The sequence below is a fragment of the Acidaminococcus fermentans DSM 20731 genome, from assembly GCF_000025305.1.
GTDB classification, from domain to species: Bacteria; Bacillota; Negativicutes; order Acidaminococcales; family Acidaminococcaceae; genus Acidaminococcus; species Acidaminococcus fermentans.
The window spans coordinates 316,450-334,681 of sequence record NC_013740.1; the positions used below are offsets into that span (position 1 = coordinate 316,450).

Here is an 18,232-nt window from a genome sequence, read left to right on the forward strand (position 1 = left end):
GAGAGCCGGGCGGCGGGAACCTTGGGGAATGCCTCCGTGAGCTGGGCCTCGAACCTTCAGTAGAGCGCCCCGGGCTGGCAGCCGTTATTTCTGCCGCAAAGGCCGGTCTTTGGATGCCGGTGAATCAGAGTGGAACCACGAACCATCGTCTCTGGAGAGACGGTGGTTCTTTTTGTTTACTCAGCAAGAGGTGTTGGATTTGATCAAATTTCAGGATATCAGCAAAACGTTTAAAATCGGCAGCGGAGCGGTACAGGCCCTCCAGCATGTGGACCTGGAAGTGGAAAAAGGAGACATCTTCGGGGTCATCGGTTTCAGCGGGGCCGGGAAATCCACCCTGCTGCGGATGGTGAATGCCCTGGAGACCCCTACGGAGGGCCATGTGGAGATCGAAGGGCAGATCATCGACCAGCTGTCCCACAATGAACTCCGGAAAGTCCGGAAAAAGATAGGCATGATCTTCCAGCAGTTCAATCTGCTGGATTCCCGGACTGTTTACGAGAATGTGGCCATCCCCCTGCGGCTGAACCATACGGAACCGGTACAGCTGGACCGGACGGTGAAGACTCTGCTCCAGTTTGTGGGACTGGAAGACAAGGCCGGGTCCTATCCCATCCAGCTGTCCGGGGGACAGAAACAGCGGGTGGGCATTGCCCGGGCCCTGGCCACCAATCCCAGCATCCTGCTCTGCGACGAAGCCACCAGCGCTCTGGATCCGGAAACCACGGAACAGATCCTGCAGCTGCTCCGGCGGATCAACCGGGAACTGAAGATCACCATCCTGTTCGTGACCCATCAGATCCAGGTGATCCAGCAGCTGTGCAACAAAGTGGCAGTCATGGAACACGGACGGGTGGTGGAACAGGGATCCGTGCTGGAAGTATTCAGCAATCCCCAGCAGGAAATCACCCGGAAGTTTGTCCGGACCGTCATCCCTGACACCATTCCGGAAAGCATCCAGGAAGATCTGAAAAAAGATCCCCGGCCCTTCAGGCTGCTGAAGCTGCGGTTTCTGGGGCGGCAGGCTTCGGAGGGAGACATTTCCGTACTCAGCGAGGAAATCGGACTGAAGACCAACATCGTCTTCGCCACAGTGACGGAACTCCAGCAGACCGCCCTGGGCATCTTCATCCTCCAGTGTCTGGATGAAGGGGACAAGCTGGCCCGGAGCGAGGAATATCTGACCCGGAAGGGAATTCTCTGGAAGGAGGTGAGCCTGTCATGATCGAGAAACTGGGAGTTCCCGCGTCCCAGCTGATCCTGAGCGCGGAACAGACTTTGTACATGGTGTTCGTTTCCCTGGTGGTGGGCTCCATTCTGGCCATTGTCCTGGCCATGATCCTGGTGCTGACCAACGATAATGGGATCCTCAAGAACCGGCCCATCTACCTGGTGCTGAACACCATCATCAACATCATCCGAAGCGTACCCTTCATCATCCTGATGGTATTCATCATGCCGCTGACCAAGACCATTGTGGGAACCCGGATCGGGACCACCGCAGCCCTGATCCCGCTGATTGTGTTCATCACACCGTATCTCACCCGGCTGTTCGAGAATTCCATCCTGGATGTGAACCGGGGGATTGTGGAAGCCGCCCAGGCCATGGGGGCCTCCTATTTTGAAATCGTCTGGTACTTCCTGCTGCCGGAGGCCAAGGGATCCCTGATCCTGTCCATCACCACCGGTACCATCGGGCTGATCGGCGCCACGGCCATGGCCGGTGCCATCGGCGCCGGAGGCGTGGGGGACCTGGCTCTGACCTACGGGTATGAACGGATGAACACACCGCTGATGCTGTTTACCGTGGTGGTGCTGATCATCTTTGTCCAGATCATCCAGACCGTGGGCAATCACTTTGCTTATAAAACCAGAAATCATGGTTAATTATTTTGAGGGGGTAATACAATGAATACGGGAAAACTGAAAAAATGGCTGGTAATCGGATTGGCAGCGGTGATGACCACCGCACTGGTGGCAGGCTGCGGAAGTGATTCCGGCAAAAGTACGGACAAGGGCGCTTCCACCAAAAAGGAACTGAAGTACAGCAAGTCCCAGGGACCGTACTCCGATCTGTTTGAAAAAGGCGTAAAGCCCATCCTGGAAAAGAAGGGTTACAAATTCGCAGGCAAGGATATGTCCGATCTGCTCCAGGCTGATATTGCCCTGAACGAAGGGGAAGTGGACTTCAACGTGGAACAGCATACGGCCTATATGGAAAACTTCAACAAGAAGCAGGGGGGCCATCTGGCGGCCATCACCCCCATTCCCACCGTTCCCGCCGGGATCTTCGCCGGGTCCAAGACCAGTCTGGATCAGGTGGCTGACGGGGATACGGTAGCCGTTCCCAATGACGCGTCCAATACGGCCCGTGCCTATGCACTGCTGCAAAAGGCCGGCTGGATCAAACTGGATCCCAAGAAGGACCTGTCCACGGTGACCCAGCAGGATATCATCGAAAATCCCCATCACCTGAAATTCACGGAAATGAAATCCCTGAACATCCCGGCTGTCCGGAATGACTTCTCCTACATTGTGATCACCGGCGCCATCATCTACAACGCCAAGATCGATCCGGCCACGGCCCTGATGAAGGAAGACATCCTGCTGCACCTGATGCTGCAGCTGGTGGTCCAGGACAAGAACAAGGATGCCCAGTGGGCCAAGGATATTGCAGATGCCTACAAATCTGCGGAATTCCAGGAATACATGAAGAAAAACAACAAGGGTCTGTGGTTCGACCCCAATGCCAAGAAATAATATGGTGCAGAAAAACCCCGGAGGCCCAGGCTGATGGGGTTTCCTGCTGAAAAGGAGACTTTGTGATGGACGTAAAAGAACGGGTGGCAGCCCTTCAGCCGGAACTGGTCCGGCTGCGCCGCCATTTTCATGAAAAACCGGAACGGTCCTGGGAAGAATTCCAGACCCAGAAGGCCATTGAATCCTATCTGGATGCGCTGGGGATCCCCTATGTGGAATCCTGCAAATCCGGGGTGATCGCCACCCTGAAGGGACCCCACGCCTCGGACCGGATCATCGGAATCCGGGCGGACATCGATGCCCTGCCCATTACGGAACTGGGGGATCCGGCGTACAAATCCCAGAACCCGGGAACCATGCATGCCTGCGGCCATGATACCCATATCACCATCCTGCTGGGGGCTGCGAAGGTGCTGGCAGCCATGAAGGACCAGCTGACGGTGACCGTTCGGTTCCTGTTCCAGCCGGCGGAAGAGGAAATTGCCAACAGCGGGGCCGCCTACATGAAGGAAGAACCCCTGGTGAAGGAATGCGACCGGCTCATCGCCCTCCATATCTGGAGCAAGATCCCGGCAGGCTGGGCCTCTCTCCGGTACGGTCCGGTGATGAGCGCAGCGGATACTTTTGACGTGACGGTGGAAGGCAGGGGAGGCCATGGAGCCCTGCCCCATCAGACCGTGGATCCCATTGTGGCCGGGGCTGAATTCGTAACGGCCCTCCAGACCGTAGTGAGCCGGGAAGTGAATCCCCTGGAACCGGCGGTGCTCAGCATCACCCAGTTCCAGGGCGGCACCACCAGTAATGTGATCCCTGGAGAAGCCCATCTGGCCGGTACGGCACGGACGTTCAGCAAGGAACTCCGGGATGCCTATCCCGGGATCCTGGAACGGGTGGCCCAGGGAGTGAGTACGGCCACCCGGGCCAAACTGCGGACCGTGTATCATTTCGGACCGCCGCCCATGATCAACGACAAAGCCTGTGTGGATACGGGCCGGAAAGCCTGCGCCAAAGTCTTTGCCCCGGACAAGCTGGTGGACTGGGAACTCCAGATGGGGGGAGAAGATTTCGCCAAGTACAGCAATCCCAAATGCCTGCTGCTGCTGGGCGGGGGCTTTGCTGACGAAGACCGCCGGTATCCCCAGCACAGCCCCTATTTCGACATCGATGAAAAGGCCCTGGGCCTGGGGGTGGAATACTTCGTCCAGTATGTGCTGGAATGGGAGAAGGAATTGAAGAAATAAGAGAATTGGAGTAAAATAAGAAGACTGTTCCGTCAGGGGGCAGTCTTCAAGTGTCTTAAGAAAGGAAGGCGGATGATGCAGCCATATCTGATCCTTGGATTTATGATCGTCCTGGGCTATCTGGCCCACAATCTGACTGTATCCTATGCAGCCGGGCTTCTGGTTCTCATGAAGCTGGTGCTGCCGGAGGAAAAATTGATGTATTTCAGCAGCCACGGCGTGAACTGGGGCATTATCCTGCTGATGGCGGCTTTGATGGTGCCCATCGCCACGGGCAAGATCGGCCTTTCTGAAACCCTGGGGGTGTTCAGGAACCCCATGGGAATCGCATCCCTGGTCATCGGCGCCCTGGTAGCGCTGTTGGGGCGCTGGGGCGTGGATCTGATGGGAGAAGATCCGGAAGTGGTGGCGGCCATGCTCATCGGGACCATCATCGGGGTATTCCTGTTCAAGGGGGTGCCTGTAGGCCCCATGATCGCCAGTGGCCTGCTGTACTGTCTGATGAAACTGATGCATCTGTTCTTCCATTAAAAAAAGGCACTGTGAAAAAATCATCCACAGTGCCTTTTTTTCGCTAGCGTCAGCTGGCTTCCATCGGCTAGTGACTAGAGACTAGAGACTAGTGACGGGGTGTGAAAAGCATTTTTTCACACCCCCCTTTTTGTTTTTTATGCCAGCGCCTCTCCCAGTGCCCTGCATTGGGCCAGGGCTTCATCGTCCGGGGCATTGTTGGCCATGACCGGATCGGCGGCCAGCACGGCGCCTTCTCCTTCCGCCTCGGCTTTCCAGTTGTCCATCCATTCCCCGCTGCCCCAGCCGTAAGAGCCGAACAGGGCGATTTTTTTGCCTTTCAGGCTGCCTTTGACCTCATCCCACATGGGCTGGAATTCTCCTTCTTCCAGGACTTCCGCCCCCATGGCCGGGCAGCCGAAAGCAATGGCATCGTATTTGCTCACTTCGCCGGCGGAAAAGGCGGAAGCACCGTATTCCACCACCTCAGCTCCTTTTCCTTTGGCCCCTTCTTCCACAGCCTTGGCCATGGCTTCCGTATTGCCGGTCCCGCTCCAGAACACCACTGCGATTTTGCTCATGTTTTTTCATCCTTTCTGCCGTCGAAACGGCTTGAAGCATTTTTATTTTAAGCCACTGCCAGCCTGCTGAGGGGAGTCCCGGCGCAGTAGCAGCGCCAGTAGATCCGGGTGCATTTCTGGCATTTGGCAAAATAACAGGCGGCCCGTTCCCGGTTTCCGTAGGCCTTCCAACACCCGGAACAAACACCTTTGTCCCGGGGGGAGGCCATATAGGCTTTCACATCTTCCAGAGGATAGTCCAGCAGAATGCCGATTTCATGGGGGAAGGGGTCCCGCCGTGCCAGGCGCAGGGCCATCTGGTCCAAAATCTCCTGACAGGTGGTACTCCCATAGCCCTGGCGTTTCAGGAAGGATCTGCTTTCCGGATCCTGGAGAAGGATGCTGAGCCGGTGGGGGCGGTATACATACAGGAGGGCACTCTGCCGGATGCAGTCATAGCTCAGGACTTCCAGGCGGATTTCCTTGGGTTCCAGACTGCGGCGGATTTCCGCAATCTGGGCAAAAGGACTGTCTTCCGGGCGGAACACAAAGCGGAACAGGCTGGCGGCTTTCAGTCCGGTCAGGGTGGGTGCACACTGGCGCACCAGTTCTGTTTCCAGAGTAATGGTCATGGGTGGAGCCTCCTTGGTATAAGTTAGTTAAAACTAATTTAAAATCAAATAAAAAAGCATTGTATCGAAAAAATACAAGCCAATTTAGTTAGTAATTACTAACTAAATGCAGTATAACAGAAGTCGTGAGATTCTGCAACCCTTTTTTCTCCGTCTTGCCACAGGGAGTGTTTTAGGCTATAATGGATATATAATTAATCAGACGAATAATTATCTTACTGGTACAGATAGGAGCGATGGCCATGAAATGGTGGAAACCTGTGGTTGTGGGGCTTTCCCTGACCCTGGCACCCGGGCTGATGCAGCCGGCCCAGGCCGGGAAGAAGAACCCCCAGCCCAAAGCAGAAAAAATGCCTTCCTGGACGGAGCTGGCCCAGAAACATCCGGCGGCTTATGACCGGACCACACCGGAGACCTCTCTGACAGAACAGCAGCTGGCAGACTGGTGGAAGACCTTCCAGGATCCCAAACTGGATGCCCTGATCGATCTGTCCCTGAAGAACAACCGGGATCTTCAGGCGGCCCAGGCCCGGGTGGAAGAAGCCCGGGCCCAGCTGGGCATCAGCAAAGGGGAAGCCCTGCCCTGGCTGAACCTGGGAGGGACCTATGGCCGTTATGAAGCCCCCCGGGGGATCAATGACAAAATCAGCGGTATGAGTCCCTATCCCGGGGTCATCAATCCCCCCGACCGGAATTCTTCCGTGGCCGGGCTGGGCATCGATGCCTCCTGGGAACCGGATTTCTTTGGCCGGCTGAAAGCCAGGAAGCAGAGTGCCGCCCACAATCTGGCAGCCCAGCATGCGGCCCTTTACAGCACCTGGGTGACCCTCAGTGCGGAAACGGCCCTCAACTATGTATCTCTCCGGACCCTTCAGCAGGATCTGGATCTTCTGGAACGGCATGCCGCCCTGGAAGGGGAAAAGGCGGATCTGCTCCAGACCAACTACCAGGCGGGACTGATCAGTGCCTATCCCCTGGAAGCCATGCGGACCCAGGAACAGAACACCCGGGCGGAAATCCCCAGGACCCGGCAGGCCATCCAGGAAACCCTCACCCGGCTGTCCATTCTGACGGGAACGGAACCGGGTCAGCTGAATGATTTTCTGGATCCGGAAGATCTGCCGGAAATCGATCCGGAACTGTACCATGCCATTCCGGCCAACCTGATGCGCCAGCGTCCGGATATCCGGGCCGCGGAAGAACGGCTGGAGGCCCAGATCGCCCGGACCAAAGAAGCACGGGCTGAGCTGAAGCCCCGGTTCACCCTGGGCGGATTCCTGGGTCTGATTACCCTGGGCGGAGGGAATCTGTTCGGGTCCGGGGCCCGTTCCTTTGCCATTGCTCCTTCCTTCACCTTTCCCCTGTTCCATGGAGGGCAGCTGCGGCAGAATGTGAAGCTGCAGGATGCCCGGGCCAGGGAATATCAGGCCCAGTATGAAAATACGGTACTGAAGGCGGCCGGAGAAGTCCAGGACGCCATGACCGGCATCGTCCAGGAAAAAGAGCGGAAGGACAAGCTGAGTGCCGGGGTGGACAACGCCCAGGGAGCCTTTGACCTGGCGGAAAACCGGTTCCAGGCGGGACTCAGTGATTACCAGCCGGTGCTGGACAGCGAACGGACCCTGCTGACCATGAAACGGCAGGAGAACCGGAGCCGGGGCCAGGAACTGGCGGATCTGATCCATCTGTACAAAGCCCTGGGCGGCGGCTGGAAACCTTTGTCGGACGGGGAACAGGCAGAAATCAGCAGGGCAGAAGGGAAGGGTAAATGATGGCATTCTGGAACACACTTTTGCAGGATAAAAAGAAACTGGCGGCAGCGGTGGCCGTAGTGGTACTGGCCTGCGGGCTGGGGGGCTACGGGTATCAGCAGTACCAGGCCAAAAAGGCGGCCCGGCAGCTGACGCTCTACGGAAATGTGGATGTACGGGAAGTGGCGGTGGCCTTCCGGGAAAGTGACCGGATTGCAGAAGAACTGGTGGAAGAAGGGGACAAGGTCAAAAAGGGCCAGGTGCTGGCCCGGCTGGATACGGAAGAACTGAAGATCAAGAAGAGCAAGCTCCAGGCCCAGATTGCCGCCCAGCAGAGCGTGGTGGACAAACTCCACAACGGAACCCGGGCAGAAGATCTGGAGGCGGCCCGGGCCAAGGCCGATGAAGCGGCGGCCCAGGCCGACCAGGCCCGGCAGGACCTGGCACGGGTGGAGAATGCCTTTGCCTCTTCCCAGGGGAAATCCGTCAGCAAACAGGACCGGGATGCGGCCCGGACCAAGGTGGATGTGACGGCAGCCCAGGCGGAAGCAGCCCGGCAGGAATACGAAAAGGCCCAGGCCGGTCCCCGGGATGAAGATGTGGCCGGCGGAGAAGCCCAGCTGAAAGCTCTCCAGGAAGATGCCAAACACATCGATTACCTGCTGAGCCAGGCGGAACTCAAGGCGCCGGCGGACGGGGTCATCCGGTCCCGGCTGCTGGAAGTGGGGGATATGGCTTCTCCCCAGAAACCGGTGTTCAAACTGTCTCTCAATGACAAAAAATGGGTCCGGGTCTATGTAAGCGAAAAGGATCTGGGACGGATCTATGAAGGGATGAAGGCCCGGGTCTATACGGACAGCCACCCCAAGAATCCCATTGAAGGGCAGATCGGCTATATTTCCTCTACGGCGGAATTCACCCCCAAGACGGTCCAGACCACGGAGCTGCGTACTTCCCTGCTGTACGAAGTCCGTGTCTATGTGACCGATCCGGACAATGTGCTGCGGATGGGGATGCCCGCCACCGTGAAGATCGACACGGAGCAGAGCCATGACTGAATGGGTGGTCCAGGCTGAAAAGCTGGACAAACTCTTTGATGACAAGCAGGGAAAGGCCCATGCGCTGAAACAGGTGGATTTCCTGGCCAAAAAAGGAAAAATGACCGCCCTGATCGGTCCTGACGGAGCCGGCAAGACCACCACCATGCGTCTGATCTGCGGTCTGATGGATCCCACGGGAGGAAGCCTGAAGGTGCTGGGGCTGGATTCGGTGAAGGACGCTTCGGAAATCCAGTCCCGGATCAGTTACATGCCCCAGAAATTCGGCCTCTATGAAGACCTGACCATCCAGGAGAACATGGATCTGTATGCGGATCTTCACGGGGTTCCGGATGACGTGCGGAAAACCCGGTTTGCCAAACTCCTGGACATGACCGGTCTGGCCCCTTTTACCGGACGGCTGGCCGGGAAACTGTCCGGGGGCATGAAGCAGAAACTGGGACTGGCCTGTACCCTGGTCCGGTCTCCGGATCTGCTGCTCCTGGATGAACCCACCGTAGGGGTGGATCCCCTGTCCCGGAAGGACCTGTGGATCATCATCAACCAGATGGTCCAGGAGGAACATCTCAGCGTCATTGTCTGTACGGCCTATATGAATGAGGCGGCCATGTGCGATGAAGTCTATGTGCTCAACGAGGGGAACATCCTGTTCAACGGGACTCCGGAGGGCCTCAGCCAGGTGGCGGCGGGAAAGTGCTTTGAAGTGAATCCTCCTGCAGGACTGCCGTACCGGGTGCTCCAGGGATCTCTGCTGGATGACAAGGAGGAAATTATCGATGCGGTGCCCCAGAGCGGTACGGTGCGTTATATTGCCGCCCATCCGGGAACGGCGCTGCCGGCCCTGGAACGGTGGAATCTGGTGCCCAAAGCCGTGCCGCCCCGGGTGGAAGACGGGTTCATGATCCTCCTCCACCAGGCGGCCAACCTGGAAGAAAAACGGATTCCCCTGGCGCCCCTGGACAAAGTGCCTTCTGACCCCACCCAAAACGATATGAGCATCACCGTCAGGGATCTGGTGAAGAAATTCGGGGATTTCACGGCGGTGTCCCATACTTCCTTTGAAGTCCACAAAGGAGAGGTGTTCGGGCTCCTGGGTCCCAACGGGGCCGGCAAGACCACCACCTTCCGGATGCTCTGCGGTCTTTTGCCCGCTACCAGCGGGGTCCTCAGCGTGGCCGGAGAGAATCTGCGGACTGCCCGGACCCAGGCAAGAGCCAAAATCGGTTACGTGTCCCAGAAATTTTCTCTCTACAGCAAGCTCAGCGTGCTGGAGAATCTCCAGTTCTACGGGGGGATCTACGGCCTGCCGCCCCGGAAACTGAAGGAGCGGATCCAGGCGGTGCTGGAGGAATTCCAGCTTACCGGCCAGGAAGCGCACAATGCCGGAGATCTGCCGGGAGGTTACAAACAGCGGCTGTCCATGGCCTGTGCCCTGCTCCAGGAACCGGAGATCCTGTTTCTGGATGAACCCACCAGCGGTATCGATCCCCTGGCCCGCCGGATGTTCTGGCGGCAGATCACGGACCTGGCCTGCCGGGGAGTCACCATCATCATTACCACCCACTTTATGGAAGAAGCGGAATACTGCGACCGGATCATGATCCAGGACCGGGGAAAATGCCTGGTGCTGGGGAGTCCCACCCGGATCCGGGCGGATCTGGGGATGCCCGATGCCAATATGGATGATGTGTTCATCGAAATCGTCCATCGGGGACGGGGAGAGGAGGCGGCTGGATCATGAAGGAAAAACTGCGCCGGATCCGGGCCCTTACCGTGAAGGAATTCCGGGAGGTGCTCCGGGACAATTCCAGCCTGGCCATGGGCCTGCTGCTGCCCCTGATCCTGATCCTGGTCATCGGCTATGGCATCAGCCTGGATGTAAAGCACGCCCCCATCGGGGTGGTGCTGGAAGATGCCTCTCCGGAAGCTCAGCAGGTGGTGGACTTTGTGGACGGATCAGAATACTTCCAGCCCACCTACCTGACCAGCATGCACCAGGCGGTCCGTGCCCTGGAACAGCGGAAAATCGATGCCATCCTCCGGGTGCCGCCGGATTTCACCCGGCAGCTCCATCAGGGGGATGGCCGTCTCCAACTGTTGCTCTACGGCACGGACACCACCACCGCCATGACCATCCAGAGCTATGTGGAAACAGCGGCGGCCCAGTGGTCCGCACGGCAGATGGCCAGCCGGGGGGTGGGGGGCGTGGACCTGGAGACCCGGCTCTGGTTCAATGATGCCCATGAAAGCACATGGTATTTCCTGCCCGGGCTGATCCTGATGATCGTGACCCTGGTGGGGGTGCTTTTGACCGCCGGGGTCATGGCCCGGGAATACGAACGGGGAACCTTTGAATCCCTGTTTGTGACTCCGGTGAAAAAAGGGGAAATCATCGTGGCCAAGATGATTCCCTATTTCTGCATCGCCATGCTGGGGGTATTCCTGTGCCTGATCCTGTCCCGGTTCCTGTTCCAGGTGCCTCTGGTGGGATCCCTGGCCCTGGTGATCTTCATGTCCATCCTGTACCTGTTGACGGCCCTGGGCATGGGGATGCTGATTTCCGTAGTGACCAAGGCCCAGTTCATGGCCATCCAGATAGCCCTCCTGGTCAGCTTCCTGCCCAGCATCATGCTCTCCGGGTTCCTGTTCGATCTCCGGGCCACGCCCCAGTGGGTCCAGTGGATCGGGGAATTCCTGCCCTTCAAGCATTATCTGGTGGTGCTGAAGACCCTGCTCCTGGCCGGGAATCTGTGGCCGGTGATCCTGCCCCAGACCGGGTTCCTGATTTTCTTCATGGTCCTGTTTGTGGGGCTGGCCCTGAAAACCATTCGAAAGAAGGTGGAGTAAATGAGTCCATGGCAGCTTTTCTGTCAGCAGGTCCGGTTCATCTGCCGGAAAGAACTGCTGGCCATCTGGAAGGACAAGGCCTTCCGGTATGTGCTGGTGATCCCCACCCTGGTCCTGGGGGTGGTCTTTGGCTATACGGCCACCTTCAACGTGGAAAATGTCACCTATGCGGTGCTGGACCAGAGCCATTCAGAAGCTTCCACCTCTCTTCTGGCCACCCTGGACGGCACCCGTTTCTTCCAGCGGGTGGCGGATCTCCAGAATACGGCCCAGATCCAGGAACCCATTGATCAGGAAAATGTGATGGTGGTCCTGTCCATTCCGGAAGATTTTGAAGAAAAACTGGCCCGGGGCGAAAAAGCGCCCCTCCAGGTGATCACCGACGGCCGGAACACCATGACTGCCAGCCTGGCTTCCGCCTATACCTCCCGGGTGGTCCAGCAGTGGCTGGAAGCCCGGACGGGCCGGCACCCTCCCCTTTCCGTGGAAGCCCGGACCTGGTTCAACCCCAACCAGCTGACACTGTGGTATTTTGCCCCCGGAATCCTGGGGCTCATGAGCTTTGCCCAGGTGATCCTCCTGGCCGGCATGTCCGTGGCACGGGAACGGGAAGAAGGGACTTTTGAACAGCTGCTGGTGACCCCGGCACCGCCTTTGGTGCTGCTGATCGGGAAAGCTTTCCCCCCAGTGCTGGTAGGGATGATGCAGGGGACCCTGCTCCTGCTGCTGGACCTGTTCTGGTTTCAGGTGCCTTTTGAAGGGTCCTATCTGACACTGTACCTGGTGCTGTTCATCTATTTCCTCAGTTCCACCGGCATCGGGCTCAGCATTTCTTCCGTATGCAGCTCCATGCAGCAGGTCCAGGTGTATACCTATGTGTACCTGATTCCCAATGCCCTTTTGAGCGGGGTGGCCACTCCGGTACGGAACATGCCCCAGTTCCTCCAGCTCCTTACCTACGGGGATCCTCTCCGGTTCGCCCTGGACGCCATCCGGCGGATCTATTTCGAAGGAGCGGGCCTTGCCGCCATCGCCCCGGATCTGTTGCCCATGACCATCGTGGCTGTGCTGACCCTGTGGCTGGCGGCGGTTCTCTTCAGGAAGAATTTGGGGTAAAATGAGTGAAGAGCGAAGAGCGAAGAGGAGAAGACTGGACAGATTCCTCTGGACGGTTTTCTGCATGGAGACAAGCAATAGAGCTTGCGTTTGGCAGGGACAGAAACTCTGCCCTCTGGACTCTTCACTCTGCACTGGTCAAAAATGAAAGGAGCCATGCCCATGAATGATGTGCTGCGCAAAATGGTGGAGGACTATATCCACAACCGGATGCCGGAATACATCCAGACCCTGTATGATGTGATCACCATTCCTTCTCCCACCGGAGAAGAAGGGGAAAAGGCCCGGTGGATCCTGGACCAGCTGAAGGCCATGGGGGCGGAAGGAGCCTGCCAGGATGAAGCCGGGAACGTCATTTTTCCTTATTGTATCGAGGGCGTGGAAAAGTTCCCCCTGTACACCGCCCATATGGATACGGTGTTTGCAGGGGTGGAGAAAATCATGCCGGAAATCGACGGCCATACCCTGAAGGCCCCTTCCTGCGGAGACAACAGTTCCGATGTGGCGGCCCTGCTGTTCCTGATCCGGATGATGCTGACCCTGAAGCTCCGGACTCCGGCGGTCTTTGCCTTCAATGTGGGGGAGGAAGGCCTGGGGAATCTGAAGGGGAGCCGGGCCCTGACCGATGCCTTCGGAGACCGGCTTAGTTACTTCATGGCGGTGGACGGGAACAGTGACCGGTTCGTGAACCTGGCCGTAGGGTCCCGGCGGTACGCGGTCCATGTGGTTACGCCCGGGGGCCACAGCTATGCCGCTTTCGGAGCGGCCAACGCCATCAGCGAAGCGGCGGGGATCATCCGGGACTTTTACGATCTCCAGGTGCCTGAAGATCCCAAAACCACCTACAATGTGGGGACCATCCAGGGAGGGACCACCATCAATTCCATTGCGGCGGAGGTGGAATTCACCGTGGACATGCGGTCCGTTTCCCATACGGAACTGGAAAAGCTGGATGCCGCTTTCCAGGTCATCCTGCAGGCCCATCAGAGGGCGGATGTGAAAATCGAAACCCTGCTCCTGGGAGAACGGCCCTGCAGTGAAGGAGTGCAGCATCACGAAATCCATGACCGGATCACGGCCATCCGGAAACGGGCCGGGCTGCAGACCACATTCAGTGCCAGCAGTACCGATGCCAATATCCCTCTCAGCCGGAATATCCCGGCCATCGCCTTTGGCGTCAGCCGGGGCAAAGGGGCCCATACCCTCCAGGAAGAACTGGATATGACCAGCCTGGAACCGGGTCTGAAGCAGCTGGCGGCGTTTATTTGGAATTTGTAAGAGCTGCTGCTGAGGCAGCAGCTCTGTCAGCTGACAAAAAGGGGGCTGTTGCATGTGTGAAAACCTCACACATGCAACAGCCCCCTTTCCTATTCCCCTTTTTCTGCGTATAATAAGAATCAGAAAAAATGACGGAATCCCGGGCTTTGCCGGTTTCCGGAACGGAGGGGTATGGTTATGTCCAAGAAATGCAAACAGTGCGGCTGCGAACTGGCCGATGATGCCCTGTTCTGCGTCCAGTGCGGCGCCAAACAGGATCCGGTGGTAAAATGTCCCAAATGCGGCCATGTGAATCCGGCAGGCAATGATTTCTGCACCGAATGCGGCACCCGGCTGAAGGAAGCTGAACCGGCGGAAAAAAAGTCTGAAGGGGAGAAACCGGCAGCGGAACCCCAGGAAGCAACGGCGGAAAACACCAAAGTGGTAGTGGCGGAACCGGTGACCGGCGGCCAGGGAGGCGGCGGAAACCAGGGATTCCAGGGGTTCCAGATGCCTCCTGTGCCGCCGGAAGGCAATGGGAAGAAAAAGAAGATCCTGGCCATCATCGCTGCCGTAGTGGTGATCCTGGGCCTGTTCTTTGCCTTCGGGGGCAGCAGCAAACCCATCCAGGTGAAATCCGGAGAAATGGTGGATGACTACATCCGTGACCAGAGTTCCGGAGACAAGAAATACAAGGACAAAACCGTCCAGCTTTCCGGCAAAGTGAAATGGAAGGGACAGTTCAACAATTCCCAGAACTACAGCATCACCCTGGAAAGCCGGAACAATGGCGGCAAGACCTATCAGATCCTGGTGGATGTGCCGGCCAAACGGGCCAGCATCGTCAACAGCCTGAAGACCGGTGATTTCGTCAATGTGAAGGGGAAATGTGTGGGCATCGTGAAGCAAAAGAATCCCACTCTGATCAGTGTCCAGATCAAATCCACCAAGATCAACGACCAGGACGCGGACTGAATCACAGGAGGAATGACGGATGGCCAGATATTGTGCGCACTGCGGGAATCAGCTGACGGAAGGGGAAAAATTCTGCCCGGTCTGCGGCAGTCCGGTGGAACAGCCGGCGGCTCCGGCCCGGCCGGAGGGAGGAAAAAACACCGCGCCCCAGCCGGGGCCCCGGTCCCAGCAGCCTGCCGGCTCTTTCCAGCCCAAGGGAGACCTGCCCCATCAGAGCGGCCGGGGAAAATGGATCGCCCTGGTGATCGGGCTGATGCTGGCGGCTGTGGGTGCAGGGATCTTTTTTGCCCGGCAGAAGGATGACAAAAGTGCCGCCGACACCAAGCCGCCGGTGACCCAGGAAGAAAAGAAGCAGGAGGCTCCCAGGAAACCCGCCAACGGGGCGGCCCAGGGAGAAAAAAACCAGAAGGACGCCAATCAATCCTACGGGAAGATCACCGGTACCGATGTGCGGCTCCGGGCCGGTGCCGGAACCCATACGGATATCGTGGATTACTTCGACGAAGGGGAAAAGGTGGAAATCACCGGACGGAAGAACAACTGGTATCAGGTGAAACGGGCGAACGGGCAGACCGGGTACGTGTCGACCCAGTTCTGCCGCCGTCTGTAAACGGTTTCAGGAAGGAGGGGGACCATGGGAAAGTATCATGATGCGTACCAGAAGCGGAGATGGAAGGGTCCGGCCTGGGGTGTCTTTTTTCTCCTGGTCCTGCTCCTGGCGGTGGGCTCCGGTATCAAAGGCTGCCGGAACGGCCAGAAGGCGGAACCGGCAGCTGCCCCACCGGCAGAGACAGCTGTTACCGGGGACGTGCGCCAGACGCCGGAGCCCCATGACTACGCTCTCCTGATCAAAAAAGGGGAGTTCACCCTGTATCTCCTGGATCATGGGGAACCGGTGGCCAAGTGGCCGGTGGCCCTGGGGAAGAACCCCGGACAGAAGCAGGTGAGCGGGGATATGAAAACACCGGAAGGGACATTCCCGGTGGATGAGATCATCGATGCGTCCAGCTGGTCCCACGATTTCCACGATGGCAAAGGGGTGATCCAGCACGCCTATGGGCCCTGGTTCATCAGCCTGGACACCCGGAATCTGAGCAAGGGCAAGTGGGACGGCATCGGCATCCACGGTACCCACGATCCGGCTTCCATCGGCACCCGGGCCTCTGAAGGATGCATCCGGCTGGAAAACGGAAACCTGCAGAAGCTGAAACCCTATGTGAAAGTGGGGATGAAGGTGACGGTGGAGGAGTAGAAAAAAAGCTGTCAGTGGCCAGGCCTTGAAAGGAGAAGAACCATGGAAACCATTCGTCTTGTGAAGGAACCGGAGAAATTCCGGGCGGCCCTGTATGACGGGGCGGAAGAAATCGGACAGTGCACCTATGTGAACGCCCGGCCCGGGGTCTGGACCCTGGACCACACCATTGTGGATCCCCGGTACGGGGGCCGGGGACTGGCCGGGAAACTGGTCCGGGCGGTGGCGGAGATGGCCCGGGAGGCCGGGGTGAAGATCATCCCCCAGTGCTCCTATGCCCGGGTCCAGTTCGACCGGAAACCGGAATACGCCGACGTGTATGAGAAAGAGTAGCCTGCAGGACAACAAAAGTACGGAAAAGTGTTAAAAGAGATACAAAAGATTACATCTTTCTGCTTTTCAGGGAAAATAGTTGACAAGATGTTCTGCCAGTGCTACTATACAACCATCAATTCAATACGAACCAGAAACCTTTGAGGTGGAGATAACGCCAGAAAATGTGCGCACAGAGAGTCCGGAAAGCTGAGAGCCGGATCGTGGCAGTCTGACAAATGGACCACTGAGGGCGCGATGAAATCTTCGGAAAGTATCCCGCGACGCAGCACCGACGTTACCGGTGAGGAATGTGTTGGCATTCTGCTTGAGGTGTGGGGCTCCGGCTCCATTACAGGGTGGTACCGCAGGTTATGACACCTGTCCTTGTAGGAGGACAGGTGTTTTTTATTGCAGCGACAGGTTTTGCAATCCAGGTATCCGGGTGGAATGATCAGCCCGGATACCTTTTCTTTTGTCAGCAAGGAGGAATAGAAATGAAACAACAGAGTCTGGAAGAAATCAAAGCCCTGGCACAGGGATATGCGGCAGTGCCGGTGGTCCGGGAAATCCTGGCGGATACGGCCACCCCCATCGGTCTGGTGAGCCTGGTACGGAAAGAAAGCAGCCGGTACTTCCTGTTGGAAAGCCTGGAACAGAACGATCAGGCCGGCCGGTATTCCTTCATCGGGTTCGATCCCATTGCCCGGATCCGGGCCAAGGACCGGAACACCCAGGTGGAATTTGCCGGCAGCCGGATCCCGGTGGATCCCCGGCAGCCCCTGGAAGCCCTTCGGTCCATCCTGAAGGCCTACCGGGTGCCTACAATTCCTGGCCTGCCTCCTTTTACCGGCGGGTTCGTGGGATACTTCTCCTACGATTTCTTCCAGTACTGTGAGCCCAGTCTCCATTTCGACCCGGCCAAGGCCACAGAGTTCCCGGATTTCGACCTGATGCTCTTTGACAAGGTGATCGTTTTCGACCGGGTGCTCCAGAAAATGTACCTGATCGTGAATATCAAGACCGACGATCTGGAAGGGAACTACGCCAAAGCTCAGAAGAACCTGGATGCCATGGAAGCCCTGGTCCGCCAGCCGGTGGCGCCTCCGGCATTCACCCCGGCCCGGCTGGGCGAAATCACCAGCAACCAGGAACGGAAAACCTATGGTGAAAACATGGAAAAAATCAAGGAACACATCCGCCAGGGCGACATTTTCCAGGCGGTGTATTCCCAGCGGTTCTCCGCTTCCTATGACCAGGATCTGTTCAACATGTACCGGATCCTCCGGACCACCAATCCTTCCCAGTACATGGTGCTGCTGAAGAACGACAAGGTGGAAATCGCCGGATCCTCTCCGGAAACCCTGATCAAGGTCCAGGGACGGGAAATTACTTCCATGCCCATTGCCGGCACCCGGCGGAGAGGCCGGACGGAAGAGGAGGACAATGCCCTGGAACGGGATATGCAGACGGACCCCAAGGAACTGGCGGAACACAATATGCTGGTGGATCTGGCCCGGAACGATGTGGGCAAGGTGGCGGAATTCGGGTCTGTGAAGGTCCATGACCATCTGCTGGTGAAGAAATTCTCCCATGTGATGCACATGACCACCCGGGTCACCGGTACCCTGAAGGAAGACAGGGATGCCATCGATGCCCTGTGTGCCGCCTTCCCGGCGGGGACTCTTTCCGGGGCACCGAAAGTCCGGGCCTGTGAAATCCTGGACGGACTGGAACCGGAACGGAGGGGACCCTACGGCGGAGGCATGGGCTACCTGGATTTCGCCGGGAACATGGATATCTGCATCGTGATCCGCACCGCCGTGAAATACGGGGACAGGGTTTCCTTCCAGACCGGCAGCGGCATCGTGGCCGACTCCAAAGTGGAGGATGAATTCATGGAAACCATCAACAAGGCAGCAGCGGTACGGCAGGCGCTGGAAGTAACCACGGAGGCATGA

General features: G+C 57.8%; 18 protein-coding genes and 1 other annotated feature (1 of these 19 cut by a window edge). Of the genes, 16 read left to right on the top strand and 2 right to left on the bottom strand.

Annotated elements, in window-relative coordinates; genetic code table 11:
• Positions 1-156, top strand: a binding site (T-box leader) (it extends 62 nt beyond the left edge of the window).
• A 43-nt stretch (positions 157-199) separates the two neighbouring features.
• The 5 genes from ACFER_RS01405 (at position 200) to ACFER_RS01425 (ending at position 4,532) form a co-directional block, all read left to right on the top strand.
• Entirely contained in the window at positions 200-1,225 is a 1,026-nt protein-coding gene (locus ACFER_RS01405; RefSeq protein WP_012937660.1) for a methionine ABC transporter ATP-binding protein, read from the top strand.
• Positions 1,222-1,887, top strand: coding sequence for a methionine ABC transporter permease (locus ACFER_RS01410; protein ID WP_012937661.1), 666 nt, complete (start codon positions 1,222-1,224; stop codon positions 1,885-1,887). Before ACFER_RS01405 ends, ACFER_RS01410 begins: the two co-directional genes overlap by 4 nt.
• A 21-nt stretch (positions 1,888-1,908) precedes the next feature.
• Positions 1,909-2,760, top strand: coding sequence for a MetQ/NlpA family ABC transporter substrate-binding protein (locus ACFER_RS01415; RefSeq protein ID WP_012937662.1), 852 nt, complete (start codon positions 1,909-1,911; stop codon positions 2,758-2,760).
• A 65-nt stretch (positions 2,761-2,825) separates the two neighbouring features.
• Entirely contained in the window at positions 2,826-4,001 is a 1,176-nt protein-coding gene (locus ACFER_RS01420) for a M20 metallopeptidase family protein (protein WP_012937663.1), read from the top strand.
• 75 nt (positions 4,002-4,076) lie between these two features.
• Entirely contained in the window at positions 4,077-4,532 is a 456-nt protein-coding gene (locus ACFER_RS01425; protein ID WP_071141532.1) for a DUF441 domain-containing protein, read from the top strand.
• 137 nt (positions 4,533-4,669) lie between these two features.
• Here the strand turns inward: ACFER_RS01425 and ACFER_RS01430 are convergent, their stop codons facing one another.
• Positions 4,670-5,092 carry a flavodoxin gene (locus ACFER_RS01430; protein WP_012937665.1) on the bottom strand — a complete coding sequence of 141 codons (423 nt, stop codon included), beginning with the start codon at positions 5,090-5,092 and terminating at the stop codon, positions 4,670-4,672.
• Between the two features lie 47 nt (positions 5,093-5,139).
• A complete protein-coding gene (locus ACFER_RS01435; RefSeq protein ID WP_012937666.1) occupies positions 5,140-5,703 on the bottom strand; it encodes a DUF3793 family protein in 564 nt (187 codons plus the stop codon).
• A 242-nt stretch (positions 5,704-5,945) separates the two neighbouring features.
• Between ACFER_RS01435 and ACFER_RS01440 the strand changes: the two genes are divergently transcribed.
• The 11 genes from ACFER_RS01440 (at position 5,946) to ACFER_RS01490 (ending at position 18,232) form a co-directional block, all read left to right on the top strand.
• Positions 5,946-7,475, top strand: coding sequence for an efflux transporter outer membrane subunit (locus ACFER_RS01440; protein ID WP_012937667.1), 1,530 nt, complete (start codon positions 5,946-5,948; stop codon positions 7,473-7,475).
• Complete coding sequence (locus tag ACFER_RS01445) at positions 7,472-8,512, top strand: HlyD family secretion protein (protein ID WP_012937668.1); 1,041 nt, start codon at positions 7,472-7,474, stop codon at positions 8,510-8,512. The genes ACFER_RS01440 and ACFER_RS01445 overlap by 4 nt, the downstream gene beginning before the upstream one ends.
• On the top strand, positions 8,505-10,253 hold the full coding sequence (locus tag ACFER_RS01450) for an ATP-binding cassette domain-containing protein (protein ID WP_012937669.1): 1,749 nt from the start codon (positions 8,505-8,507) through the stop codon (positions 10,251-10,253). The genes ACFER_RS01445 and ACFER_RS01450 overlap by 8 nt, the downstream gene beginning before the upstream one ends.
• Complete coding sequence (locus ACFER_RS01455; RefSeq protein WP_012937670.1) at positions 10,250-11,359, top strand: ABC transporter permease; 1,110 nt, start codon at positions 10,250-10,252, stop codon at positions 11,357-11,359. The genes ACFER_RS01450 and ACFER_RS01455 overlap by 4 nt, the downstream gene beginning before the upstream one ends.
• The gene (locus ACFER_RS01460; RefSeq protein WP_012937671.1) at positions 11,360-12,475 is read left to right on the top strand and encodes an ABC transporter permease; all 1,116 of its coding nucleotides are present in this window, start codon (positions 11,360-11,362) and stop codon (positions 12,473-12,475) included.
• 162 nt (positions 12,476-12,637) lie between these two features.
• Entirely contained in the window at positions 12,638-13,753 is a 1,116-nt protein-coding gene (locus ACFER_RS01465; protein ID WP_012937672.1) for a M20/M25/M40 family metallo-hydrolase, read from the top strand.
• Between the two features lie 177 nt (positions 13,754-13,930).
• Positions 13,931-14,707: a double zinc ribbon domain-containing protein gene (locus ACFER_RS01470; RefSeq protein ID WP_012937673.1), complete on the top strand. Its 777-nt coding sequence runs from the start codon at positions 13,931-13,933 to the stop codon at positions 14,705-14,707.
• Between the two features lie 19 nt (positions 14,708-14,726).
• Complete coding sequence (locus tag ACFER_RS01475; protein WP_012937674.1) at positions 14,727-15,317, top strand: SH3 domain-containing protein; 591 nt, start codon at positions 14,727-14,729, stop codon at positions 15,315-15,317.
• Positions 15,318-15,341: 24 nt separating this feature from the next.
• Positions 15,342-15,959 (top strand): L,D-transpeptidase, encoded by a 618-nt coding sequence (locus tag ACFER_RS01480; RefSeq protein WP_012937675.1) that lies wholly within the window; start codon positions 15,342-15,344, stop codon positions 15,957-15,959.
• A gap of 42 nt (positions 15,960-16,001) precedes the next feature.
• Entirely contained in the window at positions 16,002-16,292 is a 291-nt protein-coding gene (locus ACFER_RS01485; RefSeq protein WP_012937676.1) for a GNAT family N-acetyltransferase, read from the top strand.
• A gap of 476 nt (positions 16,293-16,768) precedes the next feature.
• Positions 16,769-18,232, top strand: a complete 1,464-nt coding sequence (locus ACFER_RS01490) for an anthranilate synthase component I (RefSeq protein WP_012937677.1) — start codon at positions 16,769-16,771, stop codon at positions 18,230-18,232.

Coding starts and splice junctions, on each gene's coding strand:
- ACFER_RS01485 (WP_012937676.1), top strand. CDS start 16,002: ATGGAAACCATTCGTCTTGTGAAGGAACCGGAGAAATTCCGGGCGGCC.
- ACFER_RS01465 (WP_012937672.1), top strand. CDS start 12,638: ATGAATGATGTGCTGCGCAAAATGGTGGAGGACTATATCCACAACCGG.
- ACFER_RS01480 (WP_012937675.1), top strand. CDS start 15,342: ATGGGAAAGTATCATGATGCGTACCAGAAGCGGAGATGGAAGGGTCCG.
- ACFER_RS01475 (WP_012937674.1), top strand. CDS start 14,727: ATGGCCAGATATTGTGCGCACTGCGGGAATCAGCTGACGGAAGGGGAA.
- ACFER_RS01420 (WP_012937663.1), top strand. CDS start 2,826: ATGGACGTAAAAGAACGGGTGGCAGCCCTTCAGCCGGAACTGGTCCGG.
- ACFER_RS01450 (WP_012937669.1), top strand. CDS start 8,505: ATGACTGAATGGGTGGTCCAGGCTGAAAAGCTGGACAAACTCTTTGAT.
- ACFER_RS01490 (WP_012937677.1), top strand. CDS start 16,769: ATGAAACAACAGAGTCTGGAAGAAATCAAAGCCCTGGCACAGGGATAT.
- ACFER_RS01435 (WP_012937666.1), bottom strand. CDS start 5,703: ATGACCATTACTCTGGAAACAGAACTGGTGCGCCAGTGTGCACCCACC.
- ACFER_RS01415 (WP_012937662.1), top strand. CDS start 1,909: ATGAATACGGGAAAACTGAAAAAATGGCTGGTAATCGGATTGGCAGCG.
- ACFER_RS01445 (WP_012937668.1), top strand. CDS start 7,472: ATGATGGCATTCTGGAACACACTTTTGCAGGATAAAAAGAAACTGGCG.
- ACFER_RS01470 (WP_012937673.1), top strand. CDS start 13,931: ATGTCCAAGAAATGCAAACAGTGCGGCTGCGAACTGGCCGATGATGCC.
- ACFER_RS01440 (WP_012937667.1), top strand. CDS start 5,946: ATGAAATGGTGGAAACCTGTGGTTGTGGGGCTTTCCCTGACCCTGGCA.
- ACFER_RS01455 (WP_012937670.1), top strand. CDS start 10,250: ATGAAGGAAAAACTGCGCCGGATCCGGGCCCTTACCGTGAAGGAATTC.
- ACFER_RS01460 (WP_012937671.1), top strand. CDS start 11,360: ATGAGTCCATGGCAGCTTTTCTGTCAGCAGGTCCGGTTCATCTGCCGG.
- ACFER_RS01425 (WP_071141532.1), top strand. CDS start 4,077: ATGCAGCCATATCTGATCCTTGGATTTATGATCGTCCTGGGCTATCTG.
- ACFER_RS01430 (WP_012937665.1), bottom strand. CDS start 5,092: ATGAGCAAAATCGCAGTGGTGTTCTGGAGCGGGACCGGCAATACGGAA.
- ACFER_RS01410 (WP_012937661.1), top strand. CDS start 1,222: ATGATCGAGAAACTGGGAGTTCCCGCGTCCCAGCTGATCCTGAGCGCG.